16 protein-coding genes are annotated in these 20034 nt (G+C 72.1%); 8 read left to right on the top strand and 8 right to left on the bottom strand.

The features are described from left to right. The first annotated feature begins 97 nt into the window (after window positions 1–97). The gene (locus P1K89_RS17085) at window positions 98–673 is read left to right on the top strand and encodes a hypothetical protein (RefSeq protein WP_284617692.1); all 576 of its coding nucleotides are present in this window, start codon (window positions 98–100) and stop codon (window positions 671–673) included. Between the two features lie 13 nt (window positions 674–686). Here P1K89_RS17085 and P1K89_RS17080 read toward each other — a convergent pair whose 3' ends face one another. The 3 genes from P1K89_RS17080 to P1K89_RS17070 form a co-directional block, all read right to left on the bottom strand. Further along, window positions 687–2075 (bottom strand): GGDEF domain-containing protein, encoded by a 1389-nt coding sequence (locus P1K89_RS17080; RefSeq protein ID WP_284617691.1) that lies wholly within the window; start codon window positions 2073–2075, stop codon window positions 687–689. 169 nt (window positions 2076–2244) lie between these two features. Beyond that, the gene (locus P1K89_RS17075) at window positions 2245–2529 is read right to left on the bottom strand and encodes a hypothetical protein (protein ID WP_284617690.1); all 285 of its coding nucleotides are present in this window, start codon (window positions 2527–2529) and stop codon (window positions 2245–2247) included. A gap of 62 nt (window positions 2530–2591) precedes the next feature. Then, complete coding sequence (locus tag P1K89_RS17070) at window positions 2592–2990, bottom strand: VOC family protein (protein WP_284617689.1); 399 nt, start codon at window positions 2988–2990, stop codon at window positions 2592–2594. A 246-nt stretch (window positions 2991–3236) separates the two neighbouring features. Here P1K89_RS17070 and P1K89_RS17065 point away from each other — a divergent pair, with 246 nt between their 5' ends. Genes P1K89_RS17065 through P1K89_RS17050 form a run of 4 tightly spaced genes read left to right on the top strand, consistent with a single transcriptional unit; the run spans window position 3237 to window position 9755 of the window. After that, complete coding sequence (locus tag P1K89_RS17065) at window positions 3237–4916, top strand: DUF1302 domain-containing protein (protein ID WP_284617688.1); 1680 nt, start codon at window positions 3237–3239, stop codon at window positions 4914–4916. 9 nt (window positions 4917–4925) lie between these two features. Further along, window positions 4926–6284: a DUF1329 domain-containing protein gene (locus tag P1K89_RS17060; RefSeq protein ID WP_284617687.1), complete on the top strand. Its 1359-nt coding sequence runs from the start codon at window positions 4926–4928 to the stop codon at window positions 6282–6284. 32 nt (window positions 6285–6316) lie between these two features. Then, window positions 6317–7282, top strand: a complete 966-nt coding sequence (locus tag P1K89_RS17055) for a WD40/YVTN/BNR-like repeat-containing protein (RefSeq protein WP_284617686.1) — start codon at window positions 6317–6319, stop codon at window positions 7280–7282. A 37-nt stretch (window positions 7283–7319) separates the two neighbouring features. Next, a complete protein-coding gene (locus tag P1K89_RS17050; RefSeq protein ID WP_284617685.1) occupies window positions 7320–9755 on the top strand; it encodes an efflux RND transporter permease subunit in 2436 nt (811 codons plus the stop codon). A 54-nt stretch (window positions 9756–9809) separates the two neighbouring features. Here the strand turns inward: P1K89_RS17050 and P1K89_RS17045 are convergent, their stop codons facing one another. The 4 genes from P1K89_RS17045 to P1K89_RS17030 all read right to left on the bottom strand — a co-directional run bounded on the left by P1K89_RS17045 (window position 9810) and on the right by P1K89_RS17030 (window position 15793). Further along, entirely contained in the window at window positions 9810–10709 is a 900-nt protein-coding gene (locus P1K89_RS17045; protein ID WP_284617684.1) for an alpha/beta fold hydrolase, read from the bottom strand. 103 nt (window positions 10710–10812) lie between these two features. Next, on the bottom strand, window positions 10813–14220 hold the full coding sequence (locus tag P1K89_RS17040) for an ATP-binding protein (protein WP_284617683.1): 3408 nt from the start codon (window positions 14218–14220) through the stop codon (window positions 10813–10815). A gap of 49 nt (window positions 14221–14269) precedes the next feature. Continuing rightward, entirely contained in the window at window positions 14270–14485 is a 216-nt protein-coding gene (locus P1K89_RS17035; protein WP_284617682.1) for a hypothetical protein, read from the bottom strand. A gap of 114 nt (window positions 14486–14599) precedes the next feature. Then, window positions 14600–15793 carry an NAD(P)/FAD-dependent oxidoreductase gene (locus tag P1K89_RS17030; RefSeq protein ID WP_284617681.1) on the bottom strand — a complete coding sequence of 398 codons (1194 nt, stop codon included), beginning with the start codon at window positions 15791–15793 and terminating at the stop codon, window positions 14600–14602. A gap of 112 nt (window positions 15794–15905) precedes the next feature. Here P1K89_RS17030 and P1K89_RS17025 point away from each other — a divergent pair, with 112 nt between their 5' ends. Both P1K89_RS17025 and pdxR read left to right on the top strand, forming a co-directional pair. Next, entirely contained in the window at window positions 15906–16844 is a 939-nt protein-coding gene (locus tag P1K89_RS17025; RefSeq protein WP_284617680.1) for a LysR family transcriptional regulator, read from the top strand. A gap of 136 nt (window positions 16845–16980) precedes the next feature. After that, window positions 16981–18420 (top strand): MocR-like pyridoxine biosynthesis transcription factor PdxR, encoded by a 1440-nt coding sequence (gene pdxR / locus P1K89_RS17020; RefSeq protein ID WP_284617679.1) that lies wholly within the window; start codon window positions 16981–16983, stop codon window positions 18418–18420. Here the strand turns inward: pdxR and P1K89_RS17015 are convergent. Continuing rightward, the gene (locus tag P1K89_RS17015) at window positions 18404–19021 is read right to left on the bottom strand and encodes a LysE family translocator (protein WP_284617678.1); all 618 of its coding nucleotides are present in this window, start codon (window positions 19019–19021) and stop codon (window positions 18404–18406) included. The two genes, pdxR and P1K89_RS17015, sit on opposite strands and share 17 nt — an antisense overlap. A 206-nt stretch (window positions 19022–19227) precedes the next feature. On the opposite strand from P1K89_RS17015, the gene P1K89_RS17010 reads away from it, so the two are divergent. Next, window positions 19228–20031: a peptidoglycan-binding domain-containing protein gene (locus P1K89_RS17010; protein WP_284617677.1), complete on the top strand. Its 804-nt coding sequence runs from the start codon at window positions 19228–19230 to the stop codon at window positions 20029–20031. The last annotated feature ends 3 nt before the right edge of the window (window positions 20032–20034 follow it).

The following is a 20034-nucleotide window of genomic DNA, read 5'->3' as shown; positions in this document are numbered from 1 at the left end:
CCGCCGCCGGATCGCGGGGGTCGCCGGCCCGGGTGAGGGCCCCGGCTGCGGCGACAATCCGCGCGCCGCTGTCGCCCTTCCCCGGAATCCCGTTCGCATGCTCTCCACGTTCCTGGCGCGTTATGACACCCTGGCCCTGCGGCCGCCGCCCACCCCCGACACGCCGGCCGACCGCCGCACCTGGAGTGCCCTGCAGCAGGACGTGCAGCGCCGCGTGATGGCCTGGTGCCGGCGCGGCGGCGGCGACGGCGTGGTGCCGCTGCTGCAGCCCTGGGGCCGGCCGTGGATCGAGCAGCCCTTCGCGGTGGCCGAGTTGACGCGGTCGCTGGGCGCCGACACCGATGCCGTGGTGCAGGACCTCGCGCTGCAGCTCGACGGCACCTGGACGATGCTGGCCGCCGGCGGCCGCTGGGCGCAGCGCCTCCTGCGGCTGCGCGTGAAATGGGCCGAATGCCTGTGGTGGCGCCGCCGCGCCGGCGATGCGCCGTGGGACTGCGGCTACCTCGACGACCGGCCGGATGCGCTGTCCGCGCTGGCCCGCTTCAAGCCGCGCCGCCCGACGCTGGTGATCACGCAGGGCCTGTCGAGCTTCTCGCTGCAGCAGGCCGTGCAGGCGCTGACCGAGCGCCAGCGCAGCTTCCGCCACCCGGTGCGGCTGCTGGTGGTGGCCTGATCGAGACGATCGTTCAGTGCCGGGTGCCGGCGGCCCAGGCCTCGAGGCTGGCCGGCGGTGCGGGGAAGGCCGCATCGGCGCCGCGCGCGATCTGCACGCGGTCCTTGCCGGCGCGCTTGGCGGCATAGAGCGCCTCGTCGGCCAGGAACACGAGGTCGGCAGCGGTGCCGCTGCCGCGCCCGTTCGTGCTGGTGGCCAGGCCGACGCTGGCCGTCAGCGCCGCGACCCCCAGGAAGCGCAGGTCCAGCGCGGCCAGGTCGAGGCGCAGGCGCTCGGCGATGACCTCGGCCTGCGCGACGCTGGTGCCCGGCAGCAGCACGGCGAACTCCTCGCCGCCGTAGCGCGCAGCGAGGTCGCCCGCGCGCTGCGCGACGTTGCCGATCACCCGCGCGACGCGTCGCAGCACGTCGTCCCCCGCCGGGTGGCCGAGCGTGTCGTTGATCGCCTTGAAGTCGTCAAGGTCGATGACCAGCAGCGCCAGCTCGCTGCCCTCGCGCTGCGCGCGCCGCACCTCGAGGTCCAGCGCCTCGTCGAAGCGGCGGCGATTGGCCAGCCCGGTCAGCGCATCCTGCGTCGCCAGCGCTTCCAGCCGCGCCTGGGTCTCGTGCAGCGCCTGCTGCTGGCGCTTGAGCACCGTGATGTCCACGTGCACGAAGCTGCCCAGGCCGTCGGCCTCGGTCGAGCGCTGCTCGATGATGCGCACCCAGCGGTTGCCCGGCAGCGGCAGCTCGAAGGGCGCGCCGGAGAAACGCTGGTGCTCGCGCAGCGTCTCCAGCGTGGTGCGGCACAACGCGCTGTCGGCTTCGGCGCCCCAGGCATGGCGCACGATGGCCTCGAAGGGCTGGCCGCGGGCCTGCCCGAGGGAGACCAGACCGTAGAGCTTCAGGAAGGCTTCGTTGGCCCACAGCGCCTGGTCGGCCGGGTCGACGATCAACACCCCGTCGGGCAGGCGTTCCAGCACCTTCGCCGCGTCGGGCGGCTGCGGCGTCCACACCGGCGCGCGCGGCGCGCCGACAGGGGCCACGCTGGCCGACGCCGCGTCGCCCACCTTGCGCCACACGCGTAGCCGGCCGAACGGCCCCATGTCGACCGACGACACGCGCACCCGGACGCCGCGGTGGTCGAACTCGTAGGGCCGGCGCTGCAGCCGGTGGCGCTTGACGCCTTCGTCGATGTAGCGCTGGATCTGCGGCAGCTCGTCGGTCTTCAGCCGTGCGAGATAGAAGCGCAGCAGGTTGTCCGCGTAGTGCTCGCCGACGTGCACCGCACCGCGGTGCTCCGGAAAGAAATCGAGAAAGGTCTCGTTCCAGGCCAGCGTGCAGTCGTCGGTGTCGAAGGCGCAGAAGCCCACGTCGAGCCCGTCCAGGGCGGCCGCGACGGCTCGAAGGATGGTTTCTCTCACGCGGGCGCTCCTACTTCATCGGTTTTATCATTTTAAGCGAATACGCCGACTGTTGCGGAGAAAGTCCGAGCGATGGAGTTCACGTTTCCGGCGCTGAATGACGGCGCGCCACGCCGGATCGTGTCGAAGGCCGGCTGACGCTCGGCCTACTTGCAGCGCCTGGAGGGCCTCAGGCCTTGTCGGCCTTCAGCCATTGCGCCAGCGCCTCGGCGACGATCGCATTGATGCCGCCTTCGCGGCCGACCGCGCGCTCGCGCACTTGGCCGAGCAGGTCGGCCGGCAAGCGGCAGGCCACCGGCACCAGCTTGACCGCCGGCGGCGCCTGTTCGCTGGCGCGCTTGGCCGCCACCTTCGCCGAGCCTTGTGCGAACCGCTGCGGAACCCCGGCGGTCTTCATCCGGCCGTCGAGCTTCTTGGCCAGGTTCTTGACCATGTCGGTCTTCTTCAAGCTCATGGGGTGCCTCTGCGCCGGGGGGAGGCGGCATTGTCCACGTCAGCGGGGACGGCCCGTCGTGTTCAGGCCTTCTTCGGCCGGTGCAGCGCGCAGAGCTTGTTGCCGTCGGGGTCGCGCACGTAGGCCAGGTGCAGGCCGCCCAGGTTGCCGTCGCGCAGGCCCGGCGGGTCCTCGATCGACGTGCCGCCATGCGCCACGGCGGTGTCGTGGAACTGCTTCACCTGTTCGGGCGAGCTGCACTTGAAGCCGATGGTGCCGCCGTTGGCGGCGGTGGCCGATTCGCCGTTGATCGGCTCGCTGACGCAGAAGCTCACCCCGTCGTGCCGGTAGAACAGCCGGGTCTGCCCGGTGGCGTTCTGGTTCCGGTACGGCTCGCCGGCGCCGAGCACGCCGAGCACCGCGTCGTAGAAGCGCTTCGAGCGCTCGATGTCGTTCGATCCGACCATCACGTGGCTGAACATTCACGGGTCTCCGTTGTCATTCGGCGCAGATGATAGGTCCGGGACAGGTCCCGGCGCGGCGCGGCCGCGGGGCTGCGCCGAGGGCGCTGCCGCCGCCCTGCGCCTGCGGGTTTCTGCCGACGCCGCAAGCCCCCGGGCCCCCCGCCCGAGAGGGGGCTTCCGGCCCGCCCCCCTCCCTAGAGTCTGCGCACCCCACCGGCTGCGTTGCGCCACGCGCCGGTGCCCTGCACAACAAGCGGAGACTCCATGCGCCGAACGCCCTGCCCTTCCCTGGCCGCCCCCCGCCGCATCGCGCTCGCTGCGGCCCTCGCTGCCTTTGCCCTCGCGCCGGCACACGCCTTCGAGTTCGACCTCGGCCACCCGGACCTGTCGCTGCGCTGGGACAACTCGCTGCGGCTGAACTACGCGCAGCGCGTGGAACAACGTGATCCGAAGATCGGCAACTCGGCGCTGTCCGACGAAGGCACCTGGCGCTTCGACAAGGGCGACGCGGTCGCGCAGCGCTTCGACCTGCTGAGCGAGCTCGACCTGATCTACAAGAAGCAGCACGGCCTGCGCATCAGCGCGACGGCCTGGTATGACGGCGCGTACTCCGGCGCCAGCCGCGGCAACCCGAACGCACCGCTCGCCAACATCCCCAGCTACGTCGGCAAGCAGTACTCGTCGACGACCAAGCGCCTGTACCGCGGCGGCTCGGGCGAGTTGATGGATGCCTTCGTCTTCGGCGCCGTCGACCTGGGCGACGTGCCGCTGCGCGCCAAGCTCGGCCGCCACACCGTCTACTGGGGCGAATCGCTGCTGCTGGGCGGCAATCTGCACAGCGTGGCCTATGCACAGAACCCGCTCGACCTGCAGAAGGGTTTCGCGACGCCCGGCACCGAGGCCAAGGAACTGTTCCGGCCGCTGAGCCAGCTGTCGCTGCAGGCGCAGGTCAGCGACACCCTGTCGATCGCCGCGCAGGCGCTGCTGGAATGGGAGCCCTTCCGCTACCCCGAGGGCGGCACCTACCTCGGCCCGGTGGACTTCGCGTTCAACGGCCCCGACCGCCAGTTCCTCAATGCGCAGCTGGGCTTCGCCTACCGCGGCGCGGCCTCGGAGCCGAAGCAGCGCGGCGAGTGGGGCGTGTCCGCGCGCTGGAGCCCCGACTGGCTCGACGGCACCGTCGGTCTCTACTACCGCAACTTCGCCGACAAGCTGCCGCAGACCTTCATCACGCAGGCCGCGCCGGCGAACAACAGCCGCTACACGCTGGTCTACGCCGACCGCATCGACCTGCTGGGACTGAGCCTGGCGAAGAACATCGCCGGCATCAGCGTCGGCGCCGAAGTGTCGATGCGCCGCAATACGCCGCTATCGTCCCAAGTGCTCGGCATCGCGCCGGGACTGCCGGCCCGCGGCGAGACCAAGGGTCCGCGCGGCGACACCTGGCATGCGCTGGTCAACGGCCTGGGCGTGATCGGCAAGACGCCGATGTTCGACGCGGCGAACTGGAACGTCGAACTCGTCGCCGCCGGCTGGCGCAAGGTGCGCAGCGGCGAGAACCTGTTCTACGCCGAAGGCTTCGCGCCCTGCAAGGGCCGCGACAAGTGGGACGGCTGCATCACGAAGCACTACCTCGGCATCGGCGCCGGCTTCACCGCCAGCTGGTTCCAGGTGCTGCCGGGCGTCGACCTGTCGATGCCGCTGACGTATGCCATCGGCCTGAAGGGCAACGCACCAACCGTGTTCGGCGGCAACGAGAAGAACGGCAACTACAGCGTCGGCCTGGGTGTCGACGTGCAGCAGAAGTACCGCTTCGACCTGAAATACATCGACTACGTCGGCCGCTACCGCGACAACGGCACGGCCGTGACGACGCAGAACGGCTTCACGACCTTGCTGCGCGACCGCGGCTTCGTGAGCCTGACCTTCAAGACCAGCTTCTAAGGAACGACGATGAACGGGCAATTCAAGCTTCACCGCCTCCTGGCCATCGCCGCCGCGACGATGGCCGTCTCGACGGCGCACGCCGCCGTCAGCGCCGACGAGGCCAAGGCGCTCGGCAGCACGCTGACCGCCATCGGCGCCGAGAAGGCCGGCAACAAGGACGGCACGATCCCCGCGTACACCGGCGGCCTCACCGCCGCGCCGGCCGGCTACAAGGCCGGCGACGGCGTGCGGCCCAATCCCTTCGCCGCCGACAAGCCGCGCCTTCAGATCGACGCCAAGACCATGGCCGCGCATGCCGACAAGCTGACCGAAGGCACCAAGGCGCTGCTGCAGAAGTACCCGAGCTACCGCGTCGACGTGTACCCCACGCACCGCAGCGTCGCATTCCCGAAGTTCGTCGCCGACAACACCGCGAAGAACGCCGTGCGCGCGAAGACGGTGAACGACGGCCGCTCGATCGAAGGCGCGCACGCCGGCTTTCCGTTCCCGATCCCGAAGGACGGCTACGAGGCGATGTGGAACCACCTGGTGCGCTTCAACGGCCAGGCCTACGAGGCCAAGTACCGCAACCTGAGCGTCGATGCCAGCGGCCGCGCCACCTTGGCCACCGAAGGCATCAGCGTGCAGGAATATCCGTTCTGGGACGCGACGAAGACCAGCGCCGACACCTTCTGGCGCATCAAGCTGACCTACACCGGACCGGCCCGCCGCGCCGGCGAGGCGCTGATGCTGGTCGACCCGCTGGACATCGGCGCGAAGGACCGCCGCGCCTGGAGCTACCTGCCCGGCCAGCGCCGCGTGAAGGTGGCGCCGGACCTGTCGCACGACACGCCGAACCCCGGCACCGCCGGCGCCACGACCTTCGACGACACCTTCATCTTCAACGGCTCGATGGAGCGCTTCGACTTCAAGCTGATCGGCAAGAAGGAGATGCTGGTGCCCTACAACACCTATGCCGCGGTGTACCAGGCGAAGCAGGACGAGCTGCTCAAGCCCAACCACCTGAACCCGGACCTGGTGCGCTGGGAGCTGCACCGCGTGTGGGTGGTGGAAGCCAAGCTGAAGGACGGCAAGCGCCATGTCTACGGCAAGCGCACCTTCTACCTCGACGAGGACTCGTGGGCGGCGCTGGCCAGCGACGAGTACGACGCGCGCGGCCAGCTCTACCGCACCGGCTTCGCCTACATGGCGCCCAGCTACGACCTGCCCGCGCCGTACACCGACATGTTCGGCCACTACGACCTGGTGTCGCGCGTCTATTCGCTGACCGGCTTCATCGCCGAGACCGGCGGCCTGCGCCACACCAAGCCGCTGCCGGACCGCGAATGGTCGGCCGATGCGCTGGCCGGCGCCGGCATCCGCTGACGCCTGAAAGACGCGTGCCCATGAGCGTCCGCATGCCCCTCCTGACCCGCCGCCGCCTGCTCGCCCTGCCCGCCGCGCTGGCCGCGGGCGGCGCCTTCGCCGGCGGCGTGCGCGACGTGCTGGACACGCCAGCGCTGCGCAGCCCGCTGGCCGAACGCAGCCTGCTCAACGGCCTGGCCCGCGCGGGCGACCGCCTGGTCGCGGTCGGCCAGCGCGGGCATGTGCTGGTCAGCGCCGACGGCGGTCGCAGCTGGCAGCAGGCCGAGGTGCCGGCCAGCTCGGACCTGGTGGCCGTGCACTTCCCGACGCCGACGCAAGGCGTCGCCTGCGGCCACGACGGCCTGGTGATCGGCAGCGCCGACGGCGGCCGCAGCTGGAAGCGACTGCTCGACGGCCGCCGCGCCGGCACGCCCGAGAACCCGTGGCTCGATTGCTGGTTCGCCGATGCGCGCACCGGCTTCGTCGTCGGCGCGTTCGGCGACATCCAGCGCACGAGCGACGGCGGCGCGAGCTGGCAGGACGCCAAGGCCTCCGTCGACAACCCGAAGGGCCTGCACCTGTACGCGGTGCGCGGCATCGGCGCCGACGTGTGGATCGCCGGCGAGCAGGGCCTGCTGCTGAAGCTGGACCGCGAGGCCCAGCGCTTCAAGGCGGTGGAGCTGCCGTACAAGGGCACGCTGTTCGGCATCGTCGGCAACGAGCGTGCGCTGCTGGTGCACGGCCTGCGCGGCAGCGCGCTGCGCTCCACCGACGGCGGCCGCAGCTGGCAGGCCGTGGCCACCGGCCTGCAGGTGGGCCTGCCCGCCGCGACCCTCGATGCCCACGGCCGCTTCGTGCTGGTCAGCCAGGCCGGCCATGTGCTGGTCAGCGCCGACGACGGCGCCAGCTTCGCGCCCGTCGCCAACCAGCGCCCGCTGCCCGCCGCCGCCGTGGCCGCCGTGCCCGGCGCGCTGGTGCTGGCCGGCCCGCGCGGGCTGCAGTCGCTGCCCCTGGCCTGATGGGCCGGTCGTCACCTCCGGCCTGAAAGGACTCCCCATGCATGCGCCCACCGCCAGCGACACGCTGGCCGCGCCGCCGACCCTGGCCGACTTCGGCCCCCGCTCCGGCTCGCTGCTCGAGCGCGGGGTGTTCAACCACCGCCGCCTCGTGCTGGGGCTGTGCGCGATGCTGACGATCGTGCTGACGCTGATCGCCGCGATGCGGCTGACGCTGAACGCCAGCTTCGACAAGATGATCCCGCGCAGCCATCCGTACATCCAGAACTTCCTGGAGCACCGCGACGACCTGCGCGGCCTGGGCAACTCGCTGCGCATCGTGGTCGCCGCGCGCGAGGGCGACATCTACCAGCCGAAGTACGTGGAGACGCTGAAGCGCATCCACGACGAGGTGTTCCTGACGCCGGGCGTCGACCGCGCGTGGGTGAAGTCGCTGTGGGCGCCGGGCGTGCGCTGGACCGAGGTGACCGAAGAGGGCTTCCGCGGCGGCCCGGTGATGCCGGACAACTACGACGGCTCGGCCGCCGCCACCGAACGCCTGCGCGGCAACATCGCGCGCGCCAACCTGGTCGGCAGCCTGGTGGGCAAGGACTTCAGGTCCAGCATGCTCGTCGTCCCGCTGCTCGACCAGGACCCGGGCACCGGCCAGCGCATCGACTACCGCGCGCTGTCGCGCGCGATCGAGGCGATCCGCACGAAGGCCGAAGGCGAAGGCCAGGTCAGCGTGCACGTCGTCGGCTTCGCGAAGCTGGTGGGCGACCTGATCGAGGGCCTGAAGCAGGTGGCGCTGTACTTCGGGCTGGCGGCGCTGGTGGCCGCGCTCATCATCCAGGCCTATACCCGCTGCCTGCGCAGCACCGCGCTGGTGCTGGCCTGCTCGCTGGTCGCGGTGGCCTGGCAGCTGGGCCTCGTCGCGGCGCTGGGCTTCGAGCTGGACCCGTATTCGATCCTCGTGCCCTTCCTCGTCTTCGCCATCGGCGTCAGCCACGGCGCGCAGAAGATGAACGGCATCATGCAGGACATCGGCCGCGGGGCGCATCGCCTGGTGGCCGCGCGGCTGACCTTCCGGCGCCTGTTCCTCGCCGGGCTGACGGCGCTGCTGGCCGACGCGGTGGGCTTCGGCGTGCTGATGCTGATCGACATCCCGGTGATCCGCGAGCTGGCGCTGGCCGCGAGCCTGGGCGTCGCGGTGCTGATCGTCACCAACCTGATCCTGCTGCCGGTGCTGCTGTCGTACGTCGGCGTCAGCGCCAAGGCGGCCGAGCGCGCATTGCGTGCCGAGAGCGGCGCCAACGGCGGCGCATTCCTGCAGCGCGTGTGGCGCGGCCTCGAGCGCTTTACCGAGCCGCGCTTCGCGTGGGCCGCCATCGCCGCGGCCATCGGCCTCACCGCCTTCGGTGTGATCACCAGCCAGCGCCTGGCCATCGGCGACCTCGACCCCGGCGCGCCCGAGCTGCGCGCCGACTCGCGCTACAACCGCGACAACCAGTTCATCAATGCGAGCTATGCGTTGTCGTCCGACACCTTCGCGGTGATCGTGAAGACGCCGAAGGAAGGCTGCCTGCAGTACGCCACGCTGATCGAGACCGATCGCCTGGCCTGGGCGCTGCAGCAGGTGGCGGGCGTGCAGACCACCGTGGCGCTGACCAACGCGGTGCGCCAGATCACCGCCGGCAGCAACGAAGGCAGCCCGAAGTGGCTGACCATCGCGCGCAATCAGGACGTGCTGAACTACGGCGCGCAGCAGGCCAGCGTCAACAACCCCGACCTCTTCAACACCGAGTGCTCGGTGATGCCGGTGATCGCCTACCTGGCCGACCACCGCGCCGAGACGCTGGACCGCGTGGTCGCCGCCAGCGCCGACTTCGCCGCCGCGCATTCGACGCCGGAACGCCAGTTCCTGCTGGCCGCCGGCTCGGCCGGCATCGAGGCCGCCACCAACATCGTCGTGCGCCAGGCCTGGACGCAGATGCTGCTGTGGGTGTATGCCGCGGTGATCGTGCTGGCCTTCATCACCTTCCGCAGCTGGCGCGCGGTGGTCATCGCCGTGGTGCCGCTGGTCGTCACGTCGGTGCTGTGCGAGGCGCTGATGGTCGCCTTGGGCATCGGCGTCAAGGTGGCCACGCTGCCGGTGGTGGCGCTGGGCGTCGGCATCGGCGTCGACTACGCGCTGTACCTGCTGAGCGTGCAGCTCACGCAGCAGCGCCAGGGCGTGCCGCTGCGCGAGGCCTATGCGCAGGCGCTGAAGTTCACCGGCAAGGTCGTCGCGCTGGTGGGCATCACGCTGGCCGCCGGCGTGCTGACCTGGGCGCTCTCGCCCATCAAGTTCCAGGCCGACATGGGCATCCTGCTGGCGTTCATGTTCCTGTGGAACATGGTGGGCGCGGTGGTGCTGATCCCGGCGCTGTCGGCGGTGTTGATGCCGCAGGCGAAGCCGGGACGCCAGGCGGGCGCGATCGCGGCCGCGGCGACCTGAGTTGTCGCGGTGCCGCCGGCCCGGCGCTTCAGCGGCGATTCGGTGCGCGGCGACTCAGTGGCCGAAGAACTGGAACAGCGCGGGCGCCAGCGCCTTCGCACTGACGTCATGCGCCTGCCCGGTGATCACCTGGCGCCGGGCGCCCGGAATGGCCGCGGCGATCCTGTCGGCTGTCCGGCGCATGAACGGCATCGGCCCGACGCTGGCGCCGCCGTCCATCACCAGCGTGGGCGCCCGGACCTGTCCGGCGATCGCCACCGGCACCGACCGATCGTCGCCCAGCACGGCATTGTCGTAGGCCAGTGTCGGCGCCATCGCCATCATCCCGGCCCAGGCGGGCGAAGCCTTCAGCTTCGCAACCGCCTCGTCGGGCGCGCCCACGAACTTCATGAAGGCCGCGATGGCCTCGGCCCGGCGGTCGGCGGCGAGCAAGGTGTCGAGCCGGGCCCGGAACGCCTGCCACTCGGTGGCCGCGCCATCGGCCTCGCTGTAGGGTGCCTCGTAGAGCGCCAGCTTCCTGACCTTGCCGCCCAGCGCCGACGCGGCCTGCAGTGCCAGCGCCGCGCCCGAGGACTTGCCGTAGACATAGGCCGAGCCACCGGCAGCGTCGATCAGCGCCTCGAGGTCCTCGATCTCACGCTGCACCACGTAGGGCGGGGTGTCGGTGCTGCCGCCGCGGCCGCGGCGGTCATAGCTGTAGACCGTGTACCGGGTGGCCAGTAGCTGCGCGAGCTCGACAGCGCCGGAGCGGTCGGACAAGGCACCGCCGACCAGGATGAGCGCCGGGCCTCGGCCCCGCTTGTCGTAGGCGAGGCGCGTGCCGTCGTGCGATGTCAGCGTGTGGGCGGACCGGGCCTGCGCCCTGGCCGGCCCTTTGGCGAAGTAGGCCAGGGCCACCAGGCCAGCCACGCAGGCCGTCTTGAAGAGGAAGGGGGCCGCCCGAGTCGCACGCATCCGGTGTTCTCCTGCTTGCAATCCGAAACGGCGAGCAATCGACGTGCCGGACGACCAGGCCCGTGTCCTCCCGCCACTAGCCGATGAAGACCAGGGGTGGCATCTAGCTGCTGTCGCGCTCCCTGCGCGCGGCATGGAGGCGGCCCCATGCCGCGACGATCTCGCGGTGCCAGGGAATGTTCTGCAGGAAGGCCTGGCGCAGCGCGGCGCCGCCCCATCGTTCGATGGCGTCGGCCTGCGCCATCAGCGCGGTGTTCGCGCGCTGCAGCCAGGCCTGGGCGCGCGGGGCGCTGGTACACGCCAGCACCCGATGGCAAGTGAGCTCGATCAGGCGCGGCTCGCCGCTGCGTTCCACCAACGTGCTGCCGGCGTCGGCGTCGTCCAGCAGCGGCTGCAGCATGGCCTGCGCAGCGGCGCCGTCGCCGTCGGCCAGCGCCACGCGCGCCAGGCCGGCGCCGGCGTCGTGCAGGCTCGGATCGCCGATCTCGCCTGCCAGTGCGTGCGCCTGCGCATAGGCCTGTCGCGCTTCGGCGCGCCGGCCCAGCGCCGCTTCGGCGTCGCCCAGCCGCAGCGCCGCCGTCACCGCGGTGCTGCGCGCCTTCGATGCGTGCGCGAGGTCCAGCGCCTGCCGGGCCAGCGCCAAGGCCTCCGCCTCGTGGCCTTGCCACAGCGCCAGTGCCGACAGATGGCCGAGCGCCGTGGCTTCGATGGCGCGGTCGCCGTTGGCGCGCGCCAGCTGCAGTGCCGCCTCCAGTTCCGACCGCGCCTGCGCCATGTCGCCCAGCCGCAGCCAGCCCATGCCCAGGTTCGACAGCCCGATGGCCTCGTTGACGCGATCGCCGGTCTCCCGGTTGATCTGCACGGTCTGCCGGGTGAGGTCGTGCGCGCCCGGCGCATCGCCCTGCTGGCCGGCGACCATCGCCAGCGTGCTGAGCAGCTTGCCCTCGACCCCCCGCAGGGCAAGCCGGCGCGCTTCGCCCAGGCCGCGCAGCGCGATGGCGCGGCCGTCGGCGACGTCGCCCTGGAGCACCCGCGCCGAAGCCAGGCCGTTGAGCATTCGCAGCCGCAGGTCGTCATCGCCGGCCCGCTCGGCGCAGGCCATGCCGTGCCGGGCCGCGAGCACCTGCGCCGCCCAGTCGGCCATGCGCGCCGCACGGTTGCAGCGGCGCCGCGCCACCTCGGCGCGCCGCCGGTCGTCGTCCAGCACGTCCGCCAGGCGGTCCAGCGCGTCCAGATCGGCCGTCTGCTCGTCGCGGCGGGCCTGCAGGAAGAGCGTTGCCTCGCGCACGCCCAGCAGGCGCCAGCGCAGTTCGGCCTCGGCCCGCTGCAGGGCGGGCCCGGGTTCCCCCAGCTGCACCAGCGCCCGGCCCACGTGCGCCAGCACGCGGTCGTGCGCGAATCGCTGCCCGGCGTGCTCGGCCGCACGGGCGTGGAACTCGGCGGCGTTCGGCCCGTCTTCCGCCTGCTCGAAATGTTCGGCCGCCAGACCCAGCAGGTCGCCCGAGCGCAGGCCGCCCTGCGCGGTCAGGTTTGCCAGCCACTGCGCCACCCGGGCGTGGCCGTCGCGCTTGTGGCGCTTGAGCACGGTGTCGTAGGTGACCTGGTGCAGCACCTGATGGCGGAAGGCGTACTCGCGCAGACCGTCGAGCGCTGCATCGGCGCGCGGCAGCGTCAGCTCGCGCCGCACGAGCGCGGGCAGCTGCCCGGTCGCCTCGGCCTCGATGGCGGCGAGCGCCTGGTCCCAGAACACCGCGCCGACGACGCTGGCCTGCTGCAAGGCGCGTTTCTCCGGCGCCGGCAGCCCGTCGAGCCGCGTCTGCAGCACGCCGGTGAGCGTGGGCGGCACATGGGTCACCAGCAGCCGATCGGCGTCGACCTTCCAGGGCCGCTGCGGGCCGCCGGTCTCGATGGCGCCCTGGTCGATCAGCATCCTGACCAGCTCCTCCATGTAGAACGGGTTGCCCTCGGCGCTGCTGGTGAGCAGCTCGCGCAATGCGGCCGGGATCCGGGGCAGCTTCTGCAACAGCTCGTCGGCCAGCAGCCGGCTCATGTCCTTGCCGAGCGGATGCAGGTCGATGCGCTGGTGCACCCCGTCGGCGATGCGCCAGCCGGCCCCGCGCTCGAAGAGCGTCGGCCGCGTGAACGCCAGCACCAGCAGCGGCACGTCGCGGTCGACCTCGACCAGGTGGTCCAGGAAGTCCAGGCTTTCGCCATCGGCCCAGTGCAGGTCTTCGACCTGCAGCAGGACCGGGCTTGCGTCGCCGGAGGCGATGCGGCGGAACAACTGTGCCGCGGCGTGGAAGGCACGGTTCCGGATCTGCCGGGGATCGTCGAGGATGCCGCGGAGGTGGCGGCTGTCGCGCCACTCGATGCCGATCAGGTGGCCCAGCAGATGGGCGTGGGCCTCGGCGAGGTCGGGGCCATCGTCGTGCACGAAGAGCGGCACGATGCCGTCTTCCATCTTCCTTCTCGCCGCTTCGACACTGTCGTCGTCGGCAATCTGGAAGCGCCGGGCGACGATGTCGCGCAGCAGGCCATAGGCCTGGGTGCCGGTGGACGGGGTGGCGCGGCCGCGCAGGCGCAGAAAGCGTTCGGGGCGGGTCTCGCTCCAGGCCTCGAACTCGTGCAGCAGACGGCTCTTGCCGACGCCGGCGTCGGCGACGACCGTGACGGCGGCGAGCCGGCGCTGCTCGAACAGGCGCCCGAAGGCGGCCTGCAACTGCGCGAGCTCGGCGTCGCGGCCGATCATCTTCGTGACCACGCCCTCGATGCCGCGTGCGCGGATCCGGTACTGGCGCGGCCTGGCTTGCCGCACCAGATAACTCGTCATCGGTGCGTCCAGGCCCTTGATCGCCAGCGGCGCCTGGGCGTCGACGTCGAACATGCCGCGTACCTGGTCGAAGGTGTCGTGGCTGATGCGCAAGGCCCCGGCCGGCGCGGTCTGCTCCATGCGCGCGGCGATGTTGACCGCGATGCCTCGGATCGTGCCTTCGGCATCGACCCCGCCGCCGAGCAGCACGCCGCCGGTGTGGATGCCCACGCGCACATCGAAGCCGGCGTGACCGTGGCGCGCCTGCACTTCCGAGCCGAGCAAACGGCCCAGTTCGAGCAGCGCCAGCCCGCAATGCACCGCGCGCTCCGCGTCGTCTTCGCTGGCGCCGTCGGCGCCGAAGGCGGCGAGCAGGTTGTCGCCCGCGTACTGCAGCACCTTGCCGCGGTGGCCCCGGACGACGGCGGTGGCGCGAGCCAGCGCGTCGTCCATCACCGTGCTGATCGCCTCGGGGTCCAGGCGCTGGCTCAGCGTGGTGGAGCCCACCACGTCGAGGAAGAGGATCGAGACCTGCTTGAGCGTCTGCGCGGGCTCGGCCGGCGCGGCCGCAGTGGCCGTCAGGGCGGCGAGCCTGGCGCGCAGCGCGGCCCGCATCGTCTCCACCGCGAGCTCACCCAGGGCCGCGCGCTGCGCCTCGAGCGCCACCAGCGCGGCTTCGAGTTGCCGCTGCTCCTCGGACATCGGCTGGCAGGATACCAACGCCGTTGTCCGAACGGCGGTGCGACCGGTTTCAGAACGTCGGCGCGGCGGTCGGCTCGCCTGTCGGCAATCCGACCGTCGAGGCCGATGGCAGCGACGGGTCGGCGTTGCCGGACGGGAAGGCCGGCGCCACGGCCCTCGGCGTCGCCGGCGCGGTGGACAAGGTCGACGTGGTGACGGCCCCGAGCGCGAACGAGACCAGAGCGAGCGCGATGAGCAGCGAGAGGGGGCGAGCGGCGATATGCATGGTGGCTCCAACGTGGACGGACGTCCTGTCCGTGCAGCGCACTGTGCAGAGGGCCGCGTTCCACCGGCGTTCCCCGCGCCGCATGCGGGCCCACGGCGCACGCCGGGGTCGGGCCTACGCCGGTACCGCCCCCGCCGTCGCCACCGCCCCGAAGAAGGCCGCCGGCGGGATCGTGCCGGCGTTCATGCGCACGAAGCCGTCCATCGCCTCGCGCTGGCCGGCGATCGCGCCGAGCAGCGCCTGCATCGGCGGCGGCGGCGGTGCCAGCGTCGCGAGCTCGCAGGTCATCTCGTACATCGGCAGCGATGACTCGTCGCGCTGCGCGGTGGACGCGGCCATCGCCTCGTCGACGTCGCGGCGACCCGCGAGGGCCTCGTCCAACGCCGCGGCCACGCGCTCGGCGTCGACGAAGGCGTCGCTGATGCCCTGGGCGGTGATCGGGTCCTTGGTGTAGCCGGCGTCGCCGACCAGCACCCAGCCCGGACCCCAGGGCCGGCGGAAGAAGTTCTCGACCGAGGCACCGGCGATGCGGCTCTCGCGGCGCGCGCCGCCAAGCCGTGCGGCGAATGCCGGCGACAGCGCCAGCGTCGCGAGGTAGTGGCGTTCCAGGTCGGCCTTGTTCGCCTCGAACTCCGCGCGCGGCCAGCCGGCGATGACCAGTGTCTGCCCGTCGTGCGTCGGCGCGGCGGCAAAACCGCGCTGCGGGCGGATCGTCGTCTCGAAGCGGCCGCGCATCGGCAGGCCGCTCCAGTAGGCGTAGTAGCCGCACAGCAGCGGCGGGCGCTCGTTGTACCGCGGCGCCTCGACCTGGGCGGCGATGACCGAGTGGCGGCCGTCGGCGCCGATGACGATGCGCGCGGTCTCGCTGACTTCAGCCCCCTGAGATTCGTGGCCGCGCACGCCGACCACGCGGCCGTCCTGCCACAGCAGCGCGTCGACGGTGAAGCCCTCGCGCAGCGTCGCGCCGGCCGCGACGGCGGCGTCGACGAGCAGCTTGTCGAGCACGGTGCGGCGCGCACAGAAGGCCACCGGCGATGCATCGGTGCCCGGCGTGCCTTCGATCGTCACCGGGCCGAAGTCGAAGGCGTACGTGGCGATCGGCGGGCACCCGCTGGCGGCGAGCGCGTCGCGCAGGCCCCAGCGCGCCAGCGCCGCGACACCACGCGGATGGATCACGTGCGTCGAGATGGTGTCGCTCGGGAAGCTCGCACGATCGACCAGCAGCACGCGCCATCCGAGGCGCGCGAGCAGCATCGCGGTGGGGGCGCCGGCGCAGCGCGCGCCGACGACGATGGCATCCCAGTTCATGGCAGCTCCTTGCAAACCGGCGCGCACAGGCTAGGCGCGGCGCGCCGCGCCGGGAATCCGTCACAGGCGAAATGGGCTGTTTCCGCGCGGGAAAGAATGGCACGATGCCGCGATGGACCGGGTGCACTCGATGCAGGTGTTCGTCCGTGTCGCCCAGCACCTGGGCTTCGCGGCCGCCGCGCGCGAGATGCAGCTGTCCGCCGCCGCCGTCACGAAAGCGGTGAGCGCGCTCGAAGCCGCCGTCGGCACGCGGCTGCTCGACCGCACGACGCGCCGCGTCGCGCTCACCGAGGCCGGCCGCATCTACCTCGAACGCTGCATCGAGGCGCTGCAGGCGCTCGAAGACGCCGATGCATCGCTGGCGGAACTCGCCCGACAGCCCGCCGGCACGCTGCGCGTGACGGCCCCGCTGGACTTCCGCGAGAGCCTGATGCCGGTGGTCGCCGACGTGATGGCGGCCAATCCCGCGCTGATCGTCGACCTGCGCCTGTCGAACCGCGTGGTCGACCTCGTCGAGGAGGGCGTGGACCTCGCGGTGCGCGCGGCGCATGCGCTGGACGGCCGCTACGTCGCGCGGCAGATCGCGCGCACGCGCCTGGCGGTGTTCGGCGCCGCGGCCTACCTGCGCGCGCAGGGCCGGCCCGCGCATCCGGACGAACTGTCGGCGCACCGTTTCCTCGTCTTCACCGAGCCGCGGCCGATGCTCGAGCTGCCGTTCCGCCGCGACGGCGAGGAACGCCGCGTGCACTTCACGCCGACCTTGCTGTGCAACGACGGCGACGCGATCCGCATCGCGCTGCGCCGCGGCCTCGGGCTCGCGGTGGTGCCGAGCTTCCTCGTCGCGCCGGACCTGGCCGACGGCGTGGTCGAGCCGCTGCTGACCGACTGGACATTGCCGGCCTTCGGCGTGTTCGCGGTCTATCCGCACCGCCGCTTCGTATCACCCAAGGTACGCGTGCTGCTCGACGCGCTGGCCTCGCGCTTCGGCGACGGCACGGCCGACCCCTGGTGGCCAAACCCGCCCTCGGCGCTGAACCACCCCGCCCCATAGCTCCGCCGGCCCGTTCGTCGCCCGCTCGATGGGCATCGTGCGGCAGGCCGCTTCCGCCGCGGCGAAGAGCCACGTCGGCCGCCTCGTGGCCCCGCTGAAAGCACACAATGCACCCGATCAACCAGACCAGCATCGCATGGCGCTCCACATCGACGTGCCCGCAGCCGGCTCGCGCGGCCGCATCGCCGCGCTGCATCGGCAGATCCGCGCCGCGATCCTCGACGGCCGCCTGGCCGGCGACGTGCGGCTGCCCACCACGCGCGAGCTCGCGGCATCGCTCGGCGTGTCCCGCAACACGGTGGTCGCCGCCTACGAGCACCTGACCAGCGAGGGTTACCTGGTGTCGCGCCGGCGTGCGGGCACCTTCGTGGCGCCACGCACGCCGGCGCCGCGGGCGGCGGGGGACCCCGGGCGCAGTCCGTCGCTGGGCGCGCTGCCGCAAGCCTGGCGCGCGGTCGCGCCGTGGGCGGGCGAAGCGATGTCCGCCGGGCCGCGCTTCGATTTCCGCGTCGGCCTGCCGGACCACTCGCAGCTGCCGTGGGACGTGTGGCGCCGCCTCGGCGTTCGCGCGCAGCGCGACTTCGCGCGCACGCCGAGGGCCTACACCGACCCCGCCGGCGAGCCCGCGCTGCGCGAAGCGATCGCCGCCCATGTCTCGGCGTCGCGGGCGGTGGCCTGCGGTGCCGACGACGTGGTGATCACCTCCGGCGCGCAGCACGCGTTCTCGCTGCTGGCCGACCTGCTGGTGCTGCCGCAGCAGACCGTGGTCGCCGTCGAGGACCCGGGCTACCCGCCGCTGCAGGCGGCGATGGCCTTCCGCGGCGCCCGGCTGCACCGCACGCCGCTCGACGACGAGGGGCTGCGCATCGACCGCCTGCCGGCGTCGGCAACGGTGGTCTGCGTGACGCCGTCGCACCAGTTCCCGGTCGGCACCGCGATGTCGCTGGGTCGCCGCACGCAGCTGCTCGCGTTCGCGCGGCAGCATCGTGCGGCCATCATCGAGGACGACTACGACGGCGAGTTCCGCTTCGGCGGGCGCCCGCTCGATGCGCTGCATTCGCTCGACGACCGCGGCGCGGTGTTCTACGTCGGCACCTTCTCGAAGGTGCTGTTTCCGGCGCTGCGCGTCGGCTTCGTCGTGGCGCCGGCCTGGGCGCGCGAGCGCCTGGCCGCGATCCTGCACGCCACCCAGGGTGCGCCCGCCCTGCTGAGCCAGCTGACGCTGGCGGCCTTCATCCGCGAAGGGCATCTCGGGCGCCACGTGCGCCGCATGCGGCGCGTCTACGAGGCGCGGCGCGACAGCCTGCTGCGCGCGATCGAGCAGCACGCCGGCGGCCTGCTGATGCCGCTGCCGTCGGCGGCCGGGCTGCATGTGAGCGCGATGCTGGCGCCCCCGCTCGAGGCCGGGATCATCGCGCAGCGCGCCGCGGCCGCGGGCATCGCGGTCGAGCCGCTCGACCGCAGCGGCCGGCGCCGCCCGCGCTACAACGGGCTGACCTTCGGGCTCGGGCTGATCGGCGACGAGCAGGTCGCCGCCGGCATCCGCGCGCTCGCGAAGCTCACAACATCAGCTTGACGCCGAACGCCGCCATCAGGGTGGCGCAAGCGCGGTCGATCGGCCGCCGCAGCGCCAGGTAACCGCGGATCACGCGCGGCGTCGAGAACAGCCACGCGGCCAGGCCGTACCACAGCAGCGCATCGACGAACACCAGCACCACCGCCGCGATGCGCAGCGACGGGCTCGCATCGGCCGGCACCAGCAGCACGAAGATGCTGGCGAAGTAGGCCAGCGACTTGGGGTTCAGCAGGCTGGTCAAGAGCCCTTGCAGCAACGCCTTGCGGGCCGGCCGCGGCGGCGCCGGCGCCGTGGCGACCTCTGAAGGCGGCCCGCTGTGCGAGCGCCACAGGCGCACCGCGATGTAGAGCAGGTAGGCCGCGCCGGCGATGCGGATGGCCGTCTGCAGCGACGGCAGCACCTCGAAGATCGTCGTCAGGCCGCTGACGGCGATCAGCGCCCACAGCGCGCCGGCGGCCGCCAGGCCCAGCGCGATCAGCAGCGCGCCGCGCCGGTCCTGCTCGGCCGCCGCATGCACGACCAGCAGGATGTTCGGACCCGGGCTGACGATGGCCAGGCTGTCGATGACGAACAGCGACAGCAGGATCAGCACGTCGTGCATCAAGACCTCTCCCAAGTGCGATGCCGTCGAGCATGGCACGGCGTACGGTCCTGCCGAAGTACCACAAGCCGGGGAATCAGCGGGTCCAAAGTCCTGCCCTCGCACCGGCCCGCGCGCTCGCACAGTGAATGAAACAGCCCTGATACGAGGGTGATACGGACGCCGCCTAGCATCGTGTGCATCGCGTTCCCAGCCAGGAGGTGTCCATGCCCGCCACCCTCATGTTCGGCTCCATGGGTCCGGCCGTCACCCAGCTTCAGGAAGGCCTGAACAAGCTGGCCAGCCAGCTCGCCAGGCTGGTGCCGGACGGCCAGTTCGGCGCCAAGACCCGCAGCCGGGTCGTCGAGTTCCAGCAGGCCAACCGGCTCGCGCCGGACGGCGTCGTCGGCCCGATGACCTGGGAGATGCTGCTGAAGCTGCTGCAGCAGGTGGCCCAGGGTGGCGTGCCGCCGCTGCCCGGCCTGCCCGCCAGCGGCTTCGACGTGCTGCGCCCGCTGGTGCTCACCATCGCCAACCAGCACCTCGGCGCGGTGGACTTCTCGCAGCGCGTCGCCGGCCGGCCGCGTGGCCTCGACTTCCTGATCGAGATGTTCCGCTTCGCCGCGGACGTGTCGCTGACCGAGGCCAACTTCCGCAAGGGCGGCACCGGCGACTGGCACTGGAAGCCGTGGATCGGCCTGACCAGCCAGGAGAAGAGCTGGTGCGGCATCTTCGCCGTCTACTGCTACCGCAAGGCCGGCGCGCTGGTGCGCTGGGACCTCGGCATCGGCGGGCCGGTGGGGCCGATCAAGATGTCGAGCTGGAGCCCGCAGTTCGTCGCCAACATGAAGCCGGCCGACATCGGCTGCGTCGCCACGCAGAACCACCACTTCCTGATCGAGGAGATCGGCACCGGCGCCGCGCCGGCCCTGACCACCATCGACGGCAATACCGACTGGGGCCGCATCCAGCGCCGCACCGTGCACAAGGTGGGCAAGGACAACTTCAACTACTACCGGTTCACGGGCTGAGCG

Origin of the sequence: Aquabacterium humicola, assembly GCF_030167915.1 — a bacterium.
Taxonomy (GTDB): Bacteria; Pseudomonadota; Gammaproteobacteria; order Burkholderiales; family Burkholderiaceae_C; genus Pseudaquabacterium; species Pseudaquabacterium humicola.
Note: the sequence above shows the minus strand (reverse complement) of the source record. Positions and strands in the feature narration are given on the sequence as shown.

What these genes read in the sequence shown, in the direction of transcription:
- P1K89_RS17085 (WP_284617692.1), top strand. Translation starts at nt 98, where the DNA reads ATGCTCTCCACGTTCCTGGCGCGTTATGACACCCTGGCCCTGCGGCCG.
- P1K89_RS17075 (WP_284617690.1), bottom strand. Translation starts at nt 2,529, where the DNA reads ATGAGCTTGAAGAAGACCGACATGGTCAAGAACCTGGCCAAGAAGCTC.
- P1K89_RS17070 (WP_284617689.1), bottom strand. Translation starts at nt 2,990, where the DNA reads ATGTTCAGCCACGTGATGGTCGGATCGAACGACATCGAGCGCTCGAAG.
- P1K89_RS17065 (WP_284617688.1), top strand. Translation starts at nt 3,237, where the DNA reads ATGCGCCGAACGCCCTGCCCTTCCCTGGCCGCCCCCCGCCGCATCGCG.
- P1K89_RS17060 (WP_284617687.1), top strand. Translation starts at nt 4,926, where the DNA reads ATGAACGGGCAATTCAAGCTTCACCGCCTCCTGGCCATCGCCGCCGCG.
- P1K89_RS17055 (WP_284617686.1), top strand. Translation starts at nt 6,317, where the DNA reads ATGCCCCTCCTGACCCGCCGCCGCCTGCTCGCCCTGCCCGCCGCGCTG.
- P1K89_RS17050 (WP_284617685.1), top strand. Translation starts at nt 7,320, where the DNA reads ATGCATGCGCCCACCGCCAGCGACACGCTGGCCGCGCCGCCGACCCTG.
- P1K89_RS17045 (WP_284617684.1), bottom strand. Translation starts at nt 10,709, where the DNA reads ATGCGTGCGACTCGGGCGGCCCCCTTCCTCTTCAAGACGGCCTGCGTG.
- P1K89_RS17040 (WP_284617683.1), bottom strand. Translation starts at nt 14,220, where the DNA reads ATGTCCGAGGAGCAGCGGCAACTCGAAGCCGCGCTGGTGGCGCTCGAG.
- P1K89_RS17035 (WP_284617682.1), bottom strand. Translation starts at nt 14,485, where the DNA reads ATGCATATCGCCGCTCGCCCCCTCTCGCTGCTCATCGCGCTCGCTCTG.
- P1K89_RS17030 (WP_284617681.1), bottom strand. Translation starts at nt 15,793, where the DNA reads ATGAACTGGGATGCCATCGTCGTCGGCGCGCGCTGCGCCGGCGCCCCC.
- P1K89_RS17025 (WP_284617680.1), top strand. Translation starts at nt 15,906, where the DNA reads ATGGACCGGGTGCACTCGATGCAGGTGTTCGTCCGTGTCGCCCAGCAC.
- pdxR (WP_284617679.1), top strand. Translation starts at nt 16,981, where the DNA reads ATGGCGCTCCACATCGACGTGCCCGCAGCCGGCTCGCGCGGCCGCATC.
- P1K89_RS17015 (WP_284617678.1), bottom strand. Translation starts at nt 19,021, where the DNA reads ATGCACGACGTGCTGATCCTGCTGTCGCTGTTCGTCATCGACAGCCTG.
- P1K89_RS17010 (WP_284617677.1), top strand. Translation starts at nt 19,228, where the DNA reads ATGCCCGCCACCCTCATGTTCGGCTCCATGGGTCCGGCCGTCACCCAG.